This window comes from Candidatus Omnitrophota bacterium, assembly GCA_030650275.1.
Lineage (GTDB): Bacteria > Omnitrophota > Gorgyraeia > Zapsychrales > Fredricksoniimonadaceae > JACPXN01.
On record JAUSEK010000015.1, the window covers coordinates 80,550 to 95,818 of the forward strand.

Consider the following 15,269-nt stretch of genomic DNA (forward strand, 5'->3'; position numbering starts at 1 on the left):
TAAATTCAAATAGCAGTCGTATTAGTAAGGGTTGTGGATAAATTGAATTAGAGATAAAAACTGTTGGTAATGATATGGTTATGTTATTCACAGCTGTGTATAACCCTGTGGACAACCCCCTACTCTAATAATACCAAACTTAATCGCTCAACGATCTTTTTGGTTTCCGCGTTCGTTGTCAGGTCGTTTTCGATCTTTTTGAACGCGTGCAGGATCGTGGTGTGGTCTTTGCCGCCAAAAGCGCCCCCGATCTCAGGAAGCGAATGCGTTGTCAGTTTGCGCGCCAGGTACATGGCGATCTGCCGCGGGATGATGATGCTCTTGTGCCGTTTTTTGGTTTTCAGGTCCTGCACGGCGATGTTAAAAAACGAGGCCACCTCTTTTTGCACCATTTCCACACTGATGGTTTTGATGGTTTCTTTGACCATATCTTTGAGCACCTGCTTGGCCGTGCTTAAGATGATGGGTTTTTCTTCCAAAAGCGCGTAGGCCACAACACGGATCAGAGCCCCCTCCAGTTCCCGGATATTGGTTTTGATCTCCTGGGCAATGAACAGCACAACTTCGTCGGGGACCTGGACGGACTCCAGGTCCAGCTTTTTCCTTAAAATAGCGACCCGCGTTTCAAAATCCGGCGGCTGGATGTCGGTGATCAGTCCCCACGCGAAACGCGACACCAGGCGCTCCTCGAGATTGGCGATCTCCTTGGGCGGCCTGTCCGAGCAAATGACGATCTGCTTGCGATGGTCGTGCAGGGTGTTGAACGTGTGAAAGAATTCCTCCTGCGTGCTTTCCTTGCCGGCGATGAAATGGATGTCATCGATCAAAAGCACGTCAATGTTGCGGTATTTTTGCCGGAAACTTTCCGTGTTGCGGTGGCGGATGGCATTGATGAGCTCATTGGTGAATTGCTCGGACGACAAATAGCAGATCTTAAGCGATGGGTGGAGCTTTTGCACCTGGTGCGTGATGGCCTGCATCAAATGGGTCTTGCCCAAACCCACGGGCCCGTAGATGAAAAACGGATTATAGGCCTTGGCCGGCGATTCGGCGACGGCCTGGGCCGCCGCGAAGGCAAAACGGTTGGAGGGGCCTACGACAAAATGGTCAAAGACAAGCCGGGGGTTGAGGTTTGAGCTCTGGCCGTCCCTCTGGAAATTGCGTTCAAAGCTTCCCAATTTTTCCTGGGTGGGCTTGTTCAGGAGCCCGGGATTGACCTCAAATTCAACGGCAATGGCCCTTCCCTCTCCTTTGAGGGAGCGTTCAATGACCCCGGCGTAATGTTCAACGATCCATCCTTTGAAAAATTCGTCCGGCGCTTGCAGCACGAGCGTGCCGGGCGCTTTTTCAAGGGCCTTGAGGTTGGCCAGCCAGGTATCGTAGGAGGTTTCGCCGACGGCGGTTTTAATGTCCGCCTGGGCCTTGTTCCAAATGTCGAGGAGGGTCATAGCCAATGGTCTGAATCAATCACAAGTTATCCACAGCTGGGGACACGGCCCCTTCTTTATGGGACGCATTATAACAGAGCACTTTTTCATTGCAACGTCTTTTTTGGACCGAGCCAAAAACCTTGACTTCAACATGCCCCATGTTATAATTGCCGAACTATGAAAAAACATTTAAAGACCCCGACCAACATTGTCGGGAAAAAAAGACACGGATTCCGCAAACGCATGGCCACCTCCGACGGGCGTAACGTCCTCAAGCGCCGCCGCGCCAAGGGCCGCAACAAGCTGATCCCCTAGATGGTTGCCCAGGGCCTTATTTTTATCATTCAAGCGTACCGGTTCTTCAGCCGTTTTTGGGTCCCCGCCTTCGGCGGGGCATGCCGTTTTTGTCCCTCATGTTCCTGCTATGGCGAAGAAGCCATCCGCAAACACGGGGCCTTTAAAGGAAGCCTTCAGGCGCTCGGACGTATTTTACGCTGCTCCCCTCTTTCTACGGGCGGCTATGATCCTGTGTAGGGGCACGGCATGCCGTGCCCGTACGGAGAATTAATATGGAACAAAGAACATTTTTAGCCATTGTTTTGTCTATAGTGGTCTTATTTGGGTACGAAGCCATTTTTATCGCCCCCAACAGGACAAAGCCTGTAAACAACACACAAAGTATTGATGTAAAAGAAGTTAGCACAGATTCTCCCTTATTGTCGAACATTCCGACAAATAATCAAGAAGCCCCCACGAATCAACAAATAAAACCAGAAATCTACAAGATTGAAACCCCCATTGTTCATGCAGAATTATCAAATGTGGGCGGGATACTCCACAATATAAAATTCTCTGGATCAAAAGCCATGCCCCTGACTGATCTTGTTGCGGTCAAGGGCTTCTCCTCCCTGGCCTTTGCTGAATCCGGACGCAGTAAAGACGGGATCGCCTATGAACTCACAACCAACAACGTCCGTATTTCAAAAACGTTTAAGAAGCTTGATGACCATACGTTTTTGGCCTTTATTGAAATTTCCAATCTGAATAAAATCTCCAATCTGGAAAACATCGCTTTCAATGCCTTCACGATTGACGCGTCCATCATTGCTCATGATAATCGGGAAACCATGCTGGACGAATATTCTGTGTTGTCCGCCAGCAAAGCGTTCCGCAAATCCAGCGCGTTTCAATTTAATGCCAAAGAGGATAAAAACGTATCCGGCATGGTGAAATGGGCGGGATTTCGTGATCACTATTCTGCCGTATTGGTCAGACCGGAATTTGAAACAAAAGGATATGAAATTAAAGCGGTTAGCAAGGACCGTCTTGATATGGTTCTTGTGCCGAAGGTCTCCTTTCTGGCCCCCGGAGCAAAGGCCTCCTACACATTCACAATATTCGCCGGCCCCCAGGATATTGTCTTGATGAAAAAGTACAACAAAGATTTTGAGAAGATCGTGGCTTTCTTTAATCTTGGGGCCATGGATGCCGTTGCCAAGGGGGTATACTGGTCAGGCGTCTTTATTCAAAAGATCGTCAAGAGCTGGGGCATGACCATTATTCTGATCAGCGTCCTTTTTTACGGCCTGACCTATCCGCTGACCCTTAAAAGCATGATGTCCATGCGCAAGATGCAGGCGGCCCAGCCGAAGATCAATGCCCTGAGAGAGAAATATAAGAGCGACCCGAAGAAACTAAACGCGGAAGTCATAGAGATTTACCGTCGAGAAAAGATCAATCCGCTGGGCGGATGCCTGCCGATGCTGCTGCAGATGCCGGTCTTCATGGCCATGTATCAGGTGCTGTGGCGGGCGTATTATTTTCAAGGCAAGGGGTTTTTGTGGATCAAAGACCTTTCCCAGCCGGACCGCCTCTTTATTCTTCCTTTTCAATTGCCATTTTTGGGTAATGAGCTTAATATATTACCCATATTGATGGGCGGCGTGATGTTCGTTCAGCAGAAATTATCCGCCAAGAGCATGGTGGCCACCGATCAAACACAGGCCATGCAGCAAAAGATGATGACGGTGTTTTTCCCGGTCTTTATCGGGTTTATATTCTATAAATTCGCCAGCGGGCTGTCTTTATACTTTACGATGTTCTATCTCTTTTCCGCCATAACCCAGTGGAAAATGACCAAGGTTAAGGTGTAATATGGTTATCAATGGCAATGCCAAAGAATTTGAGGGAACTACGGTAGAAGAAGCCATCCAGAAAGCTGTGGCCGAATTGCATGTCCCTAAGGAAAAAATGGACGTTAAGGTGGTTTGTGAGGAAGAAAAGGGTCTTTTTGGAATGCGTGGGGCAAAATTAGCTAAGATCAAGGTTGCTCTGAAGAAATAGACGAACGTTTCACGTGAAACCCATGGCTAAAACCATAGCGATCTGCAATCAAAAGGGCGGCACGGGCAAGACCACAACATCGGTTAACCTTTCGGCCGCCCTTGCTGTTTTGGGCAAGAGGATCCTTTTGGTGGATATGGACCCCCAGGGCAACACCACGAGCGGGTCCGGGGTCAATAAGAATGACATCAAGGCCTCTATTTATGATGTTCTACTCCACAAAGCCGGCATTAAGGACATTGTTCAGAAGACCAAATTTTCCAATCTGGATATTGCCCCCTGTAATATCAACTTAACCGGCGCGGAGATTGAATTGGTTGGCGCCCTCTCCAGGGAAACCAGGCTGAAAAAAGCCCTGGACAGCGTAAGATCCGATTACGACTTCATTTTTATTGATTCTCCGCCATCTTTGGGGCTTTTGACCCTTAATGCCTTGGTGGCCGCGGACTCGATCCTGATCCCTATTCAATGTGAATTCTATGCCCTTGAAGGGGTTTCCCAGCTCCTGAATACGATCGGCCTGATCAAGGACGGGCTTAATGCCGATCTGGCTGTGGAGGGGGTTTTGATGACCATGGCGGATTTCCGCACGAACTTGACCAACGAGGTCATTAATGAGGTCAAAAATTATTTTAAGGACAAGGTCTACAAAACCATTATCCCGCGCAATGTCCGTTTAAGCGAGGCACCCAGCTTTGGCAAGCCGATCAACTATTATGACGAGACATCGGTCGGAGCGGTAAAATATAAAGAATTAGCGCAAGAATTTTTGTCATGGAATAATATATAATATATGTGTTTGTAGGGGCGGGCCCTGTGCCCGCCCGGAAATGGATAATGTTGGGCCGGCACGGGGGCCGGCCCCTACAGAGATAAAAAACGTATGGAGAACCAGAATGGAAAATAAAGCGTTGGGTAAAGGGTTAGCCGCTCTTATCCCGCAGAAGAAAGAAATGTCCAGTCTGGAAGATTCAGGCGGAGAAGGGGTGTTATATCTTAAAACCTCCATTATTAAAGACAATCGCTTACAGCCACGGCAGAACTATGATGAAGGTAAACTGGCAGAGCTGATCGCTTCTATTAAGGAAAAAGGACTGCTTCAGCCCATCCTGGTCCGCAAAGCGGGTTCCGGGTATGAAGTGATCGCGGGTGAGCGGCGGTTAAGGGCGGCACGCAAACTCAATTTTGACCAGGTCCCGGTCATCGTTAAAAACGTCACCGATCGCGAAGCCCTGGTCCTGGCCCTGGTGGAGAACATCCAGCGCGAGGAGCTGAATCCCATTGAGGAAGCGCAGGGGTTCAAGCGTTTGGTGGACGAATTCCAGTTCACCCAGGAAACCGTGGCCGGGTCCATCGGCAAAGACCGCAGCACGGTGACCAACCTGCTGCGTTTGCTGCGCCTGCCTTTGGAGATCCAGGAACAGGTCGCGGCCGGCAAGATCTCCGTCGGACATGCCCGCGCGCTGTTGAGCATTGAAGACCCGAGGACCCAGAAGGCATTGGCCCAAAAAATTATTGCTAAAAATCTTTCCGTGCGCCAGACCGAGGCCCTGGTCAAATCTCATGGCGCGCCAGCGTCGGGAAAGAAGAAAGCGGGCCGGTCCAAAGACCGCGACATCCAGATCCTTGAGGAGGAAATGAGCCGCATTTTGGGGACCAGGGTCATGGTCGAGGACCGCAAGAACAAGGGCAGGGTGGTTATCGAATATTATTCCCTCGACGACCTGGACCGTATTTTGGGGGTTCTTCGTAAATAAAAGAATAGGAAAATCTATGATCACAGGCATGACAGGTTTTGGGGCAAGCGAAGCGGCGGCGGGCAAGGTGAAGGCCTCCGTCGAGGTCAAGACCGTCAATCACCGGTATCTGGACGTGGCGTTTTATTTGCCGTCGGGATTTTCGTCGTTCGAGGAGAAGATCCACAAGATGGTGGCCAAGGGCATCCGCCGGGGGCGGGTGACCGTGACGGTCAAGATCACCGACAAGCCGCACATGATCATCCGGCTGAACCACGACGCGGTGACCCGCTACCGCGGTTTCGCCCGCCAGATCGCCAGGGAATTCAAGGTCAGCGACGGGCTGTCGGCCGCGGACATCCTGCGCCTGCCCGGGGTGGTGGAGACCAAGGAGATGTTCGTCGAGGCCCACACGCTTTGGCCGGCCGTTGAGAAGGGGCTTGCCAAAGCCGTGGCCGGGGTGGTGGCCATGCGCCGCCGCGAAGGCAAGGCCCTGTGCGCGGACATCAGCGGCCAACTCAAACGCATGCTCAAGCAGATCGTATTGATCAAGGCGCGCTCGAACGCGCTTTTAAAAGAAAAGAAAAAGACCTCAAGCCGGGAAGAATTCACCTCTTATCAAAAGAGCAATGACATCAACGAAGAACTGGCCCGGCTGACCCACTACATCGACGAGGCCAGGGTCCTTTTAAGGCAAAGCGAGGGTGCCGGCAAGAAGATGGATTTTATTGCCCAGGAAATGCAAAGGGAAACCAACACCATCGGCTCGAAAGTGCAGGACAAGGACGTCGCGGGGGCGGTGATCGCCCTGAAGAGCAAGGTGGAAAAGATCCGCGAGCAAGCTAATAATGTCGAATAACAGAGCTCGAAGGTCGAAGGTCGAAGGTCGAAGGCAAGGAAGAATTGTTATTATATCCGGTCCGTCGGGTTCAGGAAAAACCACGCTCCATAACCGCCTGCTGGACAGCCCCCGCCTGAAAGGCGCCTTGGTCAAGTCCATTTCCGCGACCACAAGGTCCCGTCGTCCCGGCGAGAAACACGGCCGCGATTATCTGTTTTTAACCCCAGCTCTGTTCCAGCATAAAATACGCCGGGGACACTTTTTGGAGTGGCAGAAGGTTTTCGGCAATTATTACGGGACGCCCAGACGCCAGGTGCGGACGCTTTTGAACAAGGGGGCGCACGTGCTTTTGTGCATTGACGTCAAAGGCGCGGCCGTGGTGCGAAAAGAATTTCCCGACGCGCTCAATATTTTTATCAAGACCCCGTCGATGAAAGCGCTGCGTGATCGGCTGACCAAGCGCGCTTCCGAAAACCGTGCGACCCTGGATGTTCGTCTCAAGGTGGCCGGACGGGAACTCAAAGAAGCCAGGCATTATGATCATGTGGTGGTCAATGGACGATTGGACCGTGCGGTCCGTCAATTGGAGCGCATTGTCCGCGGCGAGCTTTGCGGGCATTGATTGACAATACCCAAGGGCATAGTATACACTAAGGGTTCAAAAATTCAGATCTCTCGGCCTTTGGCCTCGAGATAAATTCGCCCCGCATAAGCAGGGCTCATTTAGGGGAGTACACATGGCGTATCAACCGTTGGAAGAATTGTTGCCCAGAGCCAAATGGGGGGTTTATCGTTTGGTGCGTCTCGCGTCCAAGCGGGCGCTGGAACTTTCCGAAACAGGCGCGGCCCTGATCAAAACATCCAGCAACCAGAAATTGGCCACCATTGCCCTGGAAGAGATCCTTGCCGGCAAGGTCATGGATAAAGAGTCCGCCGAGGAAATGGAAAAGGCCGCCAAGTCCAAGAAAAGGTTCTGATGGTCCAGAAACCAAAAAGAATTGTTTTGGGGGTTTGCGGCAGCATTGCCGCGTATAAAGCAGGGGACATCATCCGCCGTTTGCGGGAAAAAGGCCGCGACGTCACGGTGGTCATGACCGCAGAGGCCAACCAATTCATCACGCCTCTGACCCTGTCAGTCCTTTCCGGCAAAGAAATTTATGGGAGCATGTTCGACGCTGATGGATGGCGGATGGGGCACATTGAATTGTCCCGCCAAGCCGATGTTTTGGTCATTGCGCCGGCCACGGCGAACATCATGGCCAAGATCGCGCATGGTTTCGCGGACGACCTTTTGTCCGCTTTGGCCATGACCGTGCGGGCACCCATTCTGCTCGCGCCGGCCATGAACGATGAGATGTATGCCAACGCCATTGTTCAGGAAAACCGCGCTCAATTGAAGAAACACGGCGTCCGGTTCATTGAGCCGGTCAAAGGCAAACTCGCCTGCGGCAGCGAAGGGGTGGGTCACCTGGCCGACGTGGACGATATCGTCAAAGCGGTTTTGAAGATCTAAACGGCGACGTAGCCAAGTGGTAAGGCAGTGGTCTGCAAAACCACTATTCAGCGGTTCGATTCCGCTCGTCGCCTCCAAAGATTGGGCGGGTGGCGGAACTGGAATACGCGCAGGACTTAAAATCCTGTGGCCGTAAGGTCATGAGGGTTCAAGTCCCTCCCCGCCCATAAATGATCCGGACTCGTAGCTCAGTTGGTTAGAGCGTCACGTTGACATCGTGAAGGTCACAAGTTCGAGCCTTGTCGAGTCCATTTTATTTTATGCAAGAACAAAAGCTTAAAGAGTTGTATTGTGAACGCCGCCTGTCCATGATGGAGGTGGCCGACGAATTAAATGTTACGCACGCAAAAGTTTTTTATTGGCTTAAGAAATTTGATATTGCCCGACGCTCCTGGAGAGATAGTGCTTACATTAAGCAAAATCGTCAAGGCGACCCGTTTATTATTCCCGATAGATTTTCTTCCAGAGAGAAAGAACTCTTGGCCGCCGGATTGCTTCTATATTGGGCTGAGGGTAATAAAGGGAAAGATGCTATTCGGATAGCCAACTTAGACCACCGTATGTTGAAGGTTTTTTTGAATTTCCTGAGAGAAGTTTGCAAGGTTGATGATAAACGATTATTTTTATACGTTCGTGTTTATAAAGAATTTTCTTTAGAGGAAGCTCGGAAATATTGGTCCGATTTCTTGAATATTGCTCCCCAAAAGGTCTCCGTATACCCTCATACAGACACCAGAAGCAAAGGAAATAACCAGCGGTCCCAACATGGCATTGCAACGCTAGAATTTCATAATACGAAGTTTAAGCAATGGTTGGATTCTTCCACTGAAGATTTGATTCAAAAATTATTGGTCATTCCCGGCTGAGGAGCCTTGTCGGGTCCATTTATTTTTATGAGAAATATTTTTCACTCTTTTGCCTTTCGCACCACGGCCGCCATCGTCCTGTCGATGACGGCCCTTGTTTTTTTAAGCGGCATCCTCATTTATCAGTTCACGTTCCGGTCCCAGTTTGAAGGCATCCGCGAGCGGCTCAAGGTCATTGCCCAGACCGCGGCTTTGATCGTGGACGCCAACGAGGTCCGCAACATCCCCCTCAACATGGAGGGGGTCAAGACCCCGGAATACCAGCACATCATCGACCAGTTAAGTCGCATCAAGGCCGCCAACGAACAGGTCAAATTTGTTTATATCCTGACAAAAACCGACGCGTCCGATATCTGGCATTTTGTGGCGGACCCGGATTTTGGCCGGCATGAGCGCTCCTCCAGCCCCGGCGAACCGTATAACGCCGGACGTTTTCCGGAATTGCTGAGCGGCCTTGACAGGCCTTCCGCCGACAAGAAGCTGGAGGTCGACGAGTGGGGCAAGACCCTTTCCGGTTACGCGCCCATCCGTGACGCCCTGGGCCGGCCCATCGCTGTTTTGGGCGTGGACATTGAGGCCAGCGACATTTATGCCATGGAAAAAGAGGTCATGGTCAGGGTGCTGATCACCCTGGCCGCGGGCATTATTTTTGCCCTGGCGCTGGGGTTTTTGATCTCTTCGCGCGTCGTGGCCCCCATCCGCCAGCTCATTGCCGGCACCCGCACGATCGCCGAGGGCAATTTGCATCATCAGGTGCGGATCACGCGCGGGGATGAGATCGGCGAATTAGCGGACTCTTTTAATGCCATGGCCAAAAGCCTGGATGTTTCCCGCAAGAAGCTGGTCAGTTATTTTTTTGACACCGTCAAGTCCTTGGTCACCGTCCTGGAAGTGCGCGACCAGTACACGCTGGGACATTCCGAATCCGTGGCGTATTTTTCCCAAAAGATCGCTTCAAAAATGGGCATAGACCCCCAGATCATGGAAGTGTTCAGCAACATTACGCTTCTGCATGATATCGGCAAGGTCGGGGTGCGCGACAGCGTTTTGAACAAGCCCGGGAAGCTCGATGAGGAAGAGTGGAAGGCCATTAAACTGCACCCGGTGCTGGGCGAGCAGATCCTTAAGCCCATTCTGCAGGACAAGACCATGCTGGCCGTCATCCGCAATCATCACGAACGTTTTGATGGCCAGGGTTATCCCGACGGCTTGGCGGGCGAGCAGATCCCGCTTTTGGTCGCCATCGTCACCGTTGCCGATAGTTACGATGCCATGACGTCCACCCGCTCTTACCGCAAGGCCCTGCCCCGCGAAGCGGCCGTTGAGCAATTGGTCAAGAACCGCGGCACACAGTTCCGCCCCGATGTGGTGGACGCTTTCCTGAAAGTTCTGGCCGAAGAGCCCGAGGTCCTTTGACATGTTCGCCATTGCCCTGATCATTTTCCGGGAAGTTTTAGAAATTGCGCTGATCCTCGGCATCCTGATGGCCGCCACCCGTGGGCTTGCCAAGCGCACCCAATGGGTATGGGTGGGGTTTTTCGGCGGGGTCGGAGGGTCGGCGCTCGTCGCATTTTTTGCCGACCGCATCTCTCAGGCCTTCCAGGGCATGGGGCAGGAAGTGATGAACGCCGCCATTCTTCTGACAGCGGCCGCCTTGATCGGCTGGACAGTCATCTGGATGGCCCGTCACGCCCACGAGTTGACCAGGGAGTTCAAGGAGATCGGACAGGCGGTCACCAAAAAGGAAAAGCCCATCTATACGCTGGCCGTGGTCGTCGGGCTCTCCGTTTTAAGGGAGGGTTCAGAGATCGTCATGTTCATCTACAGCGCTTTGGTCACGGGCGGCAAGGTGTTCGATCTTGGCGTCGGATTTTTCATCGGGGGCTGTGCCGGCGCGATCCTCGGCCTCATCATTTATTATGGGCTCATGAAAGTTCCGACGAGGCAGATCTTCGGGGTGACCAGCTGGATGCTGATCCTGCTGACGGCGGGCATGGTGTCCCACGCTTTTGGTTATCTGACGGCGGCGGGCAAGGTGCCTGAGATCATTCCGGTCATCTGGGACACCACACGGATCATGTCCCAGGAGAGCATGGCAGGACGGGTGTTGGGCGTGCTGACGGGCTATACCGCGCGCCCGTCGGGGATGCAAATTTTGATGTACGGCCTGACCCTGTTGACGTTGGGGACTTTTTTAAATATCTGCGGCCGCCATCGCTCGCCTCAACCCCTCGTTCGGTGATTGATATATTCCCAGATTGCGGGGATCATGGAGATCACGACGATGCCCAGGACGACCCAAGAAAAGTTTTTCGCGACAAAGGCAAGGCCCCCGAACAGATAGCCGGCGCCCAATCCGACGCTGACCCATAGGATGCCGCCCGTGATGTTGTAAAGGGCAAAGCGGCGGTAGGGCATGGCCCCGACGCCGGCCAAAAACGGGGCAAAGGTGCGGATGATGGGCAAAAAACGCGCCAGGATGATCGTTTTATTGCCGTATTTCGCGTAGAATTTCTTGGTTTTTTCCAGATGTTCCGTTTTAAGGAAACGGACGTGGCGATCACTGAATATTTTTGTGGCGCACCAGGCGCCGATATAATAGTTGACGGCATCGCCCAAAACCGCGGCAACAGCCAACAGCACCCAGAGAATGTCCATGCGTAGAACGCCCTTGGCGGCCAGGGCCCCCAGCACGAACAACAGGGAATCGCCCGGCAATAACGGCAGGACCACCAGCCCTGTTTCGCAAAAGATGATCAAAAAAAGCAGGGCGTAGGTCCAGATCCCCCAAGCAGCGGCGATGGCACCGATGTAGGCGTCCAGATGGATGAAAAAATCCAGGCATTGTTTGATGATGTCCACAAATTCTCCTATAATGACCAAGAGAATCATAACCAAAGCCAGGGGCCTGTGCCATGAAAAAATTTAAATACATTGTCATCATTCTTATTGTGGTCACGGCGGGCGCCTGGCTGGCCCAGCATTTTTACGAGCAGAAGGTCCTGCGGGAGATCATTGCCCGCCTTGAGGCGGATTCGCGCGCGGCCGAAGTCCTGGTGGTCGGGGTCAACTATAACGAGGAGCTGAAAAAGAATTTTACGACGATCAAGTTTTTAGAATACGACACCCGCGGCCGTCCGCTCGCGTCCAAATATTTCACCTTCCCCGGCAATGTCATCCAATTCCAGTCGCTGGTGGTGCGTTTTGATGACCGTTTCGTGGCCGCGGGCAACGCCCTAAAAGGAAAAAGCGTGTATCTTTTCTGGAAGGCCTTCATGCTCGACGGCGAAAAGACCAAAGAATACCCGATCACGTATTTGAATGAGGTCCCCGGCGGATATAAAATTACGGACAAGAGCGATGCGGCCGAACAAGGGTTTTGGCGGCGTTTTTGGGATTACGCGTTTGACAAAGAAGCCGCGGACAAGGCGGGCATCAAGAACGTGCAGATCGAGGCGCCGGGGGCTGTTTTTATCCCGGGATATTTTTATACCATCAGGATCGAACACGACGGCGGCCTGCGCATTGACACAAAACCCCTGCCGGACATTGTCAGGGGAGAGCGCGTGCTTTAGCCCGCAGCGCTTCATTGATCATCCGCAGGGCCTGCTGGACGCTTTGGTCCTCGGGGTCGGAGCGCGCCACGACTTCAAGATATTTTTTTGCCTCTTCCCAATTCCCCAATTGAAAATACAATTGTGCCAGCGACCGGTAGGAAAAGATAAATCTTGGATCCAGGGCAATGGCCTTTTTGAAATTTTCAAGGGCCAGCGCCGTGCGCCCGGTGTCGCGGTACGTTCCGGCGATATTGTGATAGGCCACGGGATTTTCCGGGTTCAGGGCAATGGCTTTGAGGTAGATCGTCTCGGCCTTGTCATGAATGCCTTTGTTGGCGTATTCCATCCCCAGATTATTAATGACACGGTAGCTGTCCGGCGCCGTCTTGACCAGTTTTTCATAAAATATGATGGACGTGCGCCAGTCCAGGTTACGGCGTACATTAATGCCGATAAAAATGATGAGCACAAGGACTAGGACCTTCAGGAGGGTCGGCCCCAAATTTTTCCGGCGCCCCCATTCCATGGCCGCGTCCACGACGATCAACACCACGCCGATCATGGGCAGGTATAAAAAATGTTCATACAAGACGGCGTTGATGGGCACAAGCACGTTGGATGCGGGGGCGATGGCGATGAAAAACCAACCGATGCCGTAACTGACCAGGGGCTTTTTTTGCCAGCATCGTAACCCCGCCCAAAGCATTCCAGCAACCAAAGCTCCGCCGAAAAGAACGTCGGGCTCGAAGAAGGACTGGGCCCAGGGCAGCTGGCGTTCCACGCGCAGGTCGTGGGGGAAAAATAAAAATCCGGCGTATTGGCTCATGGCTTTAAAGAAGGTCAACAGCCGCAAGCCCATGTCCGTCGTGAACGCGTTGTCCGCGTTGTAAAAGTTAAAACTGTTTGAGAAGTTCAGGACCGTGGCGCGCAAGATGACGTAGACAACAGCGAGGACTAAAAAAGGCCAGCACGTCGTCAAGGTCCGCGACAAGCGTTTGAAAAAAGAGCCGCTGTTTAAAAGCAGGAAGTCGGTGAAAGGAATAAGCGCGGCCAGGACAAAACCGGTTTCCTTGGACATGATGCCCAGAGGGAGCATCAGGAGGCCCAGGTAATAGGGGGGGCTTAAAAACGCGCTGACCTTTGACTGGCGGAACCGGACGTAAAGGATGAGGCCGCTGAAAATGAAGACCGAAGCCAGGGAATCGCCCAGACTGTTGACGTAGACAACGGCTTCGTTATGGACCGGATGGGCGACAAAAAGCACGGCCGTGATCAGTGAAAGCGCCCGGCGGCCGAAAAGCCGGTTTAACAAAAAATACAGCGTGATGCCAGCGCCAATATGCGCCCCGACACTGATGGCGTGCCATCCGTACACCCAATTCTGCCACCAATGCCATTCGGCCGCAAAGACGGTCAATAACAGCGGACGCCAGTAATTGCTGACCAGATAAGAGCCGGCCACCAGGTTTTGGGTGAAGAATTCAGGGAAATGGCGCCACTCCTTGATGAACCTGTTCTTGAGGATGAAATCGTCGTCATCCCAGAACATGGCATTGGGCAGGCAGTTGATGTAGGCGCACGCGCCGACGATGACCAGAAGGGTCACGGCAAGGAGGGTGAACGTGCGGGGGTTGTTGATCTTCATCGGTCATTTATTTTACTGCAAAACGGTAATTTTTATACCGTAAAATGGGCAAATCGTGATATATTTAAAAATCTCATGAAGATCCACGAATATCAAGCCAGAGATTTATTCGCTGAATACGGCATTCCCAATATTCCCTGTTCCTTCGATGGCGGAGGGGTTGTATGAAAATTCATGAATACCAAGCAAGAAGCTTATTTACCGAGTATGGTATTCCGACTGCGACTGGGGACGTTGCCGCCACATCGCAGGAGGCCGTGGCCATTGCCCGCAAGACCGGGTTTCCCGTCGTGGTCAAGGCCCAGGTCTTGGTCGGCGGCCGGGGCAAGGCCGGCGGGGTGAAGGTCGTTGCCGATGAAGCGTCCCTGATCTTAGAATTCAACCGCATTAAAAATTTGACCATCAAGGGCTATAGCGTTGACCGTCTGCTGGTGGCCAAAGCCATTGACATCAAAAAAGAGTATTATGTCGCGGTGACCATTGACAATGTCAGGGGTGACGCGGTCATCATTGCCTCGGCTGACGGCGGGGTGGACATTGAAGAGACCGCCAGGACCAGTCCTGAGAAAATATTGAAGTTTTATACGCAGGGGCAAAAGACCCTGGATGAATCCCGCTGGGCCCTGGTCGCGGCGCAATTGTTTTCCGACGTCCGCCTGCAGCAAAGCGCCACGGTGATCATTGCCCGGCTCCTGAAACTTTTTTTTGAAAAGGACTGCTCGCTGGCGGAGATCAACCCGTTTGTCATCAACAGAGAGGGCAATTGGATGGCCGCGGACGCCAAGATCATCATTGACGACAACGCGCTTTTCCGTCAGGAAAAGATCCGCGGCCTGCGCGATCTCCAATACGACGACGCGGACGAGATGGAGGCCAAGGAAAAGGGCTTGAGCTTCGTCAAACTGGAAGGCAATGTGGGGTGCATCGTCAACGGCGCGGGCCTGGCCATGGGCACCATGGATGCCATCAAACTTTTGGGCGGACAGCCGGCCAATTTTCTGGACGTCGGCGGCAGTTCCAATCCCGAAAAGGTCTTGAGCGCGTTCAAGATCATTTTGCGCAACAAAGACGTCAAGGTCGTCCTGATGAATATTTTCGGCGGCATCACCCGCTGCGACGACATCGCCAACGGCATTTTGGCCGCGCGCAAGCAGATCAAAATTCCCGTGCCTTTGGTCGTGCGCCTGACCGGCACCAATGAGCGCGAGGCCAGGGAGATATTGAGCAAGTCAGGGCTGAACCCGTTCACGTCCATGCGTCAGGCGGTCATGGAAGCGGTAAAATTAGCAAAGTAGGGGCGATCCTTGTGATCGCCCTAAAAGGGCGAATACAAGATTC

Annotated in this window: 18 protein-coding genes and 3 tRNA genes; 18 read left to right on the forward strand and 3 right to left on the reverse strand. The window is 52.6% G+C overall.

All coding sequences use genetic code 11. The features are described 5' to 3' along the window. Positions 1–119: 119 nt before the first annotated feature. Positions 120–1,448, reverse strand: a complete 1,329-nt coding sequence (gene dnaA, locus Q7K71_04210; GenBank protein MDO8675304.1) for a chromosomal replication initiator protein DnaA — start codon at positions 1,446–1,448, stop codon at positions 120–122. 159 nt (positions 1,449–1,607) lie between these two features. Between dnaA and rpmH the strand changes: the two genes are divergently transcribed. From rpmH to Q7K71_04290, 16 genes are all read left to right on the forward strand, one after another. Continuing rightward, positions 1,608–1,745: a 50S ribosomal protein L34 gene (gene rpmH / locus Q7K71_04215; GenBank protein MDO8675305.1), complete on the forward strand. Its 138-nt coding sequence runs from the start codon at positions 1,608–1,610 to the stop codon at positions 1,743–1,745. Beyond that, positions 1,746–1,964, forward strand: a complete 219-nt coding sequence (yidD, locus tag Q7K71_04220; protein MDO8675306.1) for a membrane protein insertion efficiency factor YidD — start codon at positions 1,746–1,748, stop codon at positions 1,962–1,964. A gap of 332 nt (positions 1,965–2,296) precedes the next feature. Beyond that, positions 2,297–3,583, forward strand: a complete 1,287-nt coding sequence (locus tag Q7K71_04225; GenBank protein MDO8675307.1) for a YidC/Oxa1 family insertase periplasmic-domain containing protein — start codon at positions 2,297–2,299, stop codon at positions 3,581–3,583. A 1-nt stretch (position 3,584) separates the two neighbouring features. Beyond that, a complete protein-coding gene (locus Q7K71_04230; protein MDO8675308.1) occupies positions 3,585–3,773 on the forward strand; it encodes a Jag N-terminal domain-containing protein in 189 nt (62 codons plus the stop codon). Between the two features lie 22 nt (positions 3,774–3,795). Continuing rightward, positions 3,796–4,563 carry an AAA family ATPase gene (locus Q7K71_04235; protein MDO8675309.1) on the forward strand — a complete coding sequence of 256 codons (768 nt, stop codon included), beginning with the start codon at positions 3,796–3,798 and terminating at the stop codon, positions 4,561–4,563. 106 nt (positions 4,564–4,669) lie between these two features. Further along, positions 4,670–5,530 (forward strand): ParB/RepB/Spo0J family partition protein, encoded by an 861-nt coding sequence (locus tag Q7K71_04240; GenBank protein MDO8675310.1) that lies wholly within the window; start codon positions 4,670–4,672, stop codon positions 5,528–5,530. Positions 5,531–5,546: 16 nt separating this feature from the next. Next, positions 5,547–6,368, forward strand: coding sequence for a YicC/YloC family endoribonuclease (locus Q7K71_04245; protein ID MDO8675311.1), 822 nt, complete (start codon positions 5,547–5,549; stop codon positions 6,366–6,368). Then, on the forward strand, positions 6,358–6,972 hold the full coding sequence (gmk, locus tag Q7K71_04250) for a guanylate kinase (GenBank protein ID MDO8675312.1): 615 nt from the start codon (positions 6,358–6,360) through the stop codon (positions 6,970–6,972). Before Q7K71_04245 ends, gmk begins: the two co-directional genes overlap by 11 nt. 115 nt (positions 6,973–7,087) lie before the next feature. Beyond that, positions 7,088–7,327, forward strand: coding sequence for a DNA-directed RNA polymerase subunit omega (gene rpoZ, locus Q7K71_04255; protein ID MDO8675313.1), 240 nt, complete (start codon positions 7,088–7,090; stop codon positions 7,325–7,327). Further along, complete coding sequence (locus Q7K71_04260) at positions 7,327–7,863, forward strand: flavoprotein (protein MDO8675314.1); 537 nt, start codon at positions 7,327–7,329, stop codon at positions 7,861–7,863. The genes rpoZ and Q7K71_04260 overlap by 1 nt, the downstream gene beginning before the upstream one ends. 2 nt (positions 7,864–7,865) lie before the next feature. Beyond that, positions 7,866–7,940: transfer RNA gene (locus Q7K71_04265), tRNA-Cys, on the forward strand. 6 nt (positions 7,941–7,946) lie between these two features. Further along, positions 7,947–8,030, forward strand: a tRNA-Leu gene (locus Q7K71_04270). A gap of 10 nt (positions 8,031–8,040) precedes the next feature. After that, positions 8,041–8,114, forward strand: a tRNA-Val gene (locus Q7K71_04275). Between the two features lie 9 nt (positions 8,115–8,123). After that, on the forward strand, positions 8,124–8,729 hold the full coding sequence (locus tag Q7K71_04280; GenBank protein ID MDO8675315.1) for a hypothetical protein: 606 nt from the start codon (positions 8,124–8,126) through the stop codon (positions 8,727–8,729). Between the two features lie 27 nt (positions 8,730–8,756). After that, positions 8,757–10,145 carry an HD domain-containing protein gene (locus Q7K71_04285; protein ID MDO8675316.1) on the forward strand — a complete coding sequence of 463 codons (1,389 nt, stop codon included), beginning with the start codon at positions 8,757–8,759 and terminating at the stop codon, positions 10,143–10,145. Between the two features lies 1 nt (position 10,146). Continuing rightward, on the forward strand, positions 10,147–10,971 hold the full coding sequence (locus Q7K71_04290) for an FTR1 family protein (GenBank protein ID MDO8675317.1): 825 nt from the start codon (positions 10,147–10,149) through the stop codon (positions 10,969–10,971). On the opposite strand, the gene Q7K71_04295 is transcribed toward Q7K71_04290, so the two are convergent. Then, the gene (locus Q7K71_04295; protein MDO8675318.1) at positions 10,953–11,591 is read right to left on the reverse strand and encodes a DedA family protein; all 639 of its coding nucleotides are present in this window, start codon (positions 11,589–11,591) and stop codon (positions 10,953–10,955) included. The genes Q7K71_04290 and Q7K71_04295 overlap by 19 nt on opposite strands. Positions 11,592–11,644: 53 nt before the next feature. On the opposite strand from Q7K71_04295, the gene Q7K71_04300 reads away from it, so the two are divergent. After that, positions 11,645–12,304 carry a hypothetical protein gene (locus Q7K71_04300; protein ID MDO8675319.1) on the forward strand — a complete coding sequence of 220 codons (660 nt, stop codon included), beginning with the start codon at positions 11,645–11,647 and terminating at the stop codon, positions 12,302–12,304. On the opposite strand, the gene Q7K71_04305 is transcribed toward Q7K71_04300, so the two are convergent. Then, positions 12,282–13,931 carry a tetratricopeptide repeat protein gene (locus Q7K71_04305; protein ID MDO8675320.1) on the reverse strand — a complete coding sequence of 550 codons (1,650 nt, stop codon included), beginning with the start codon at positions 13,929–13,931 and terminating at the stop codon, positions 12,282–12,284. The genes Q7K71_04300 and Q7K71_04305 overlap by 23 nt on opposite strands. 164 nt (positions 13,932–14,095) lie before the next feature. Between Q7K71_04305 and sucC the strand changes: the two genes are divergently transcribed. After that, positions 14,096–15,226 carry an ADP-forming succinate--CoA ligase subunit beta gene (sucC, locus tag Q7K71_04310; GenBank protein MDO8675321.1) on the forward strand — a complete coding sequence of 377 codons (1,131 nt, stop codon included), beginning with the start codon at positions 14,096–14,098 and terminating at the stop codon, positions 15,224–15,226. The last annotated feature ends 43 nt before the right edge of the window (positions 15,227–15,269 follow it).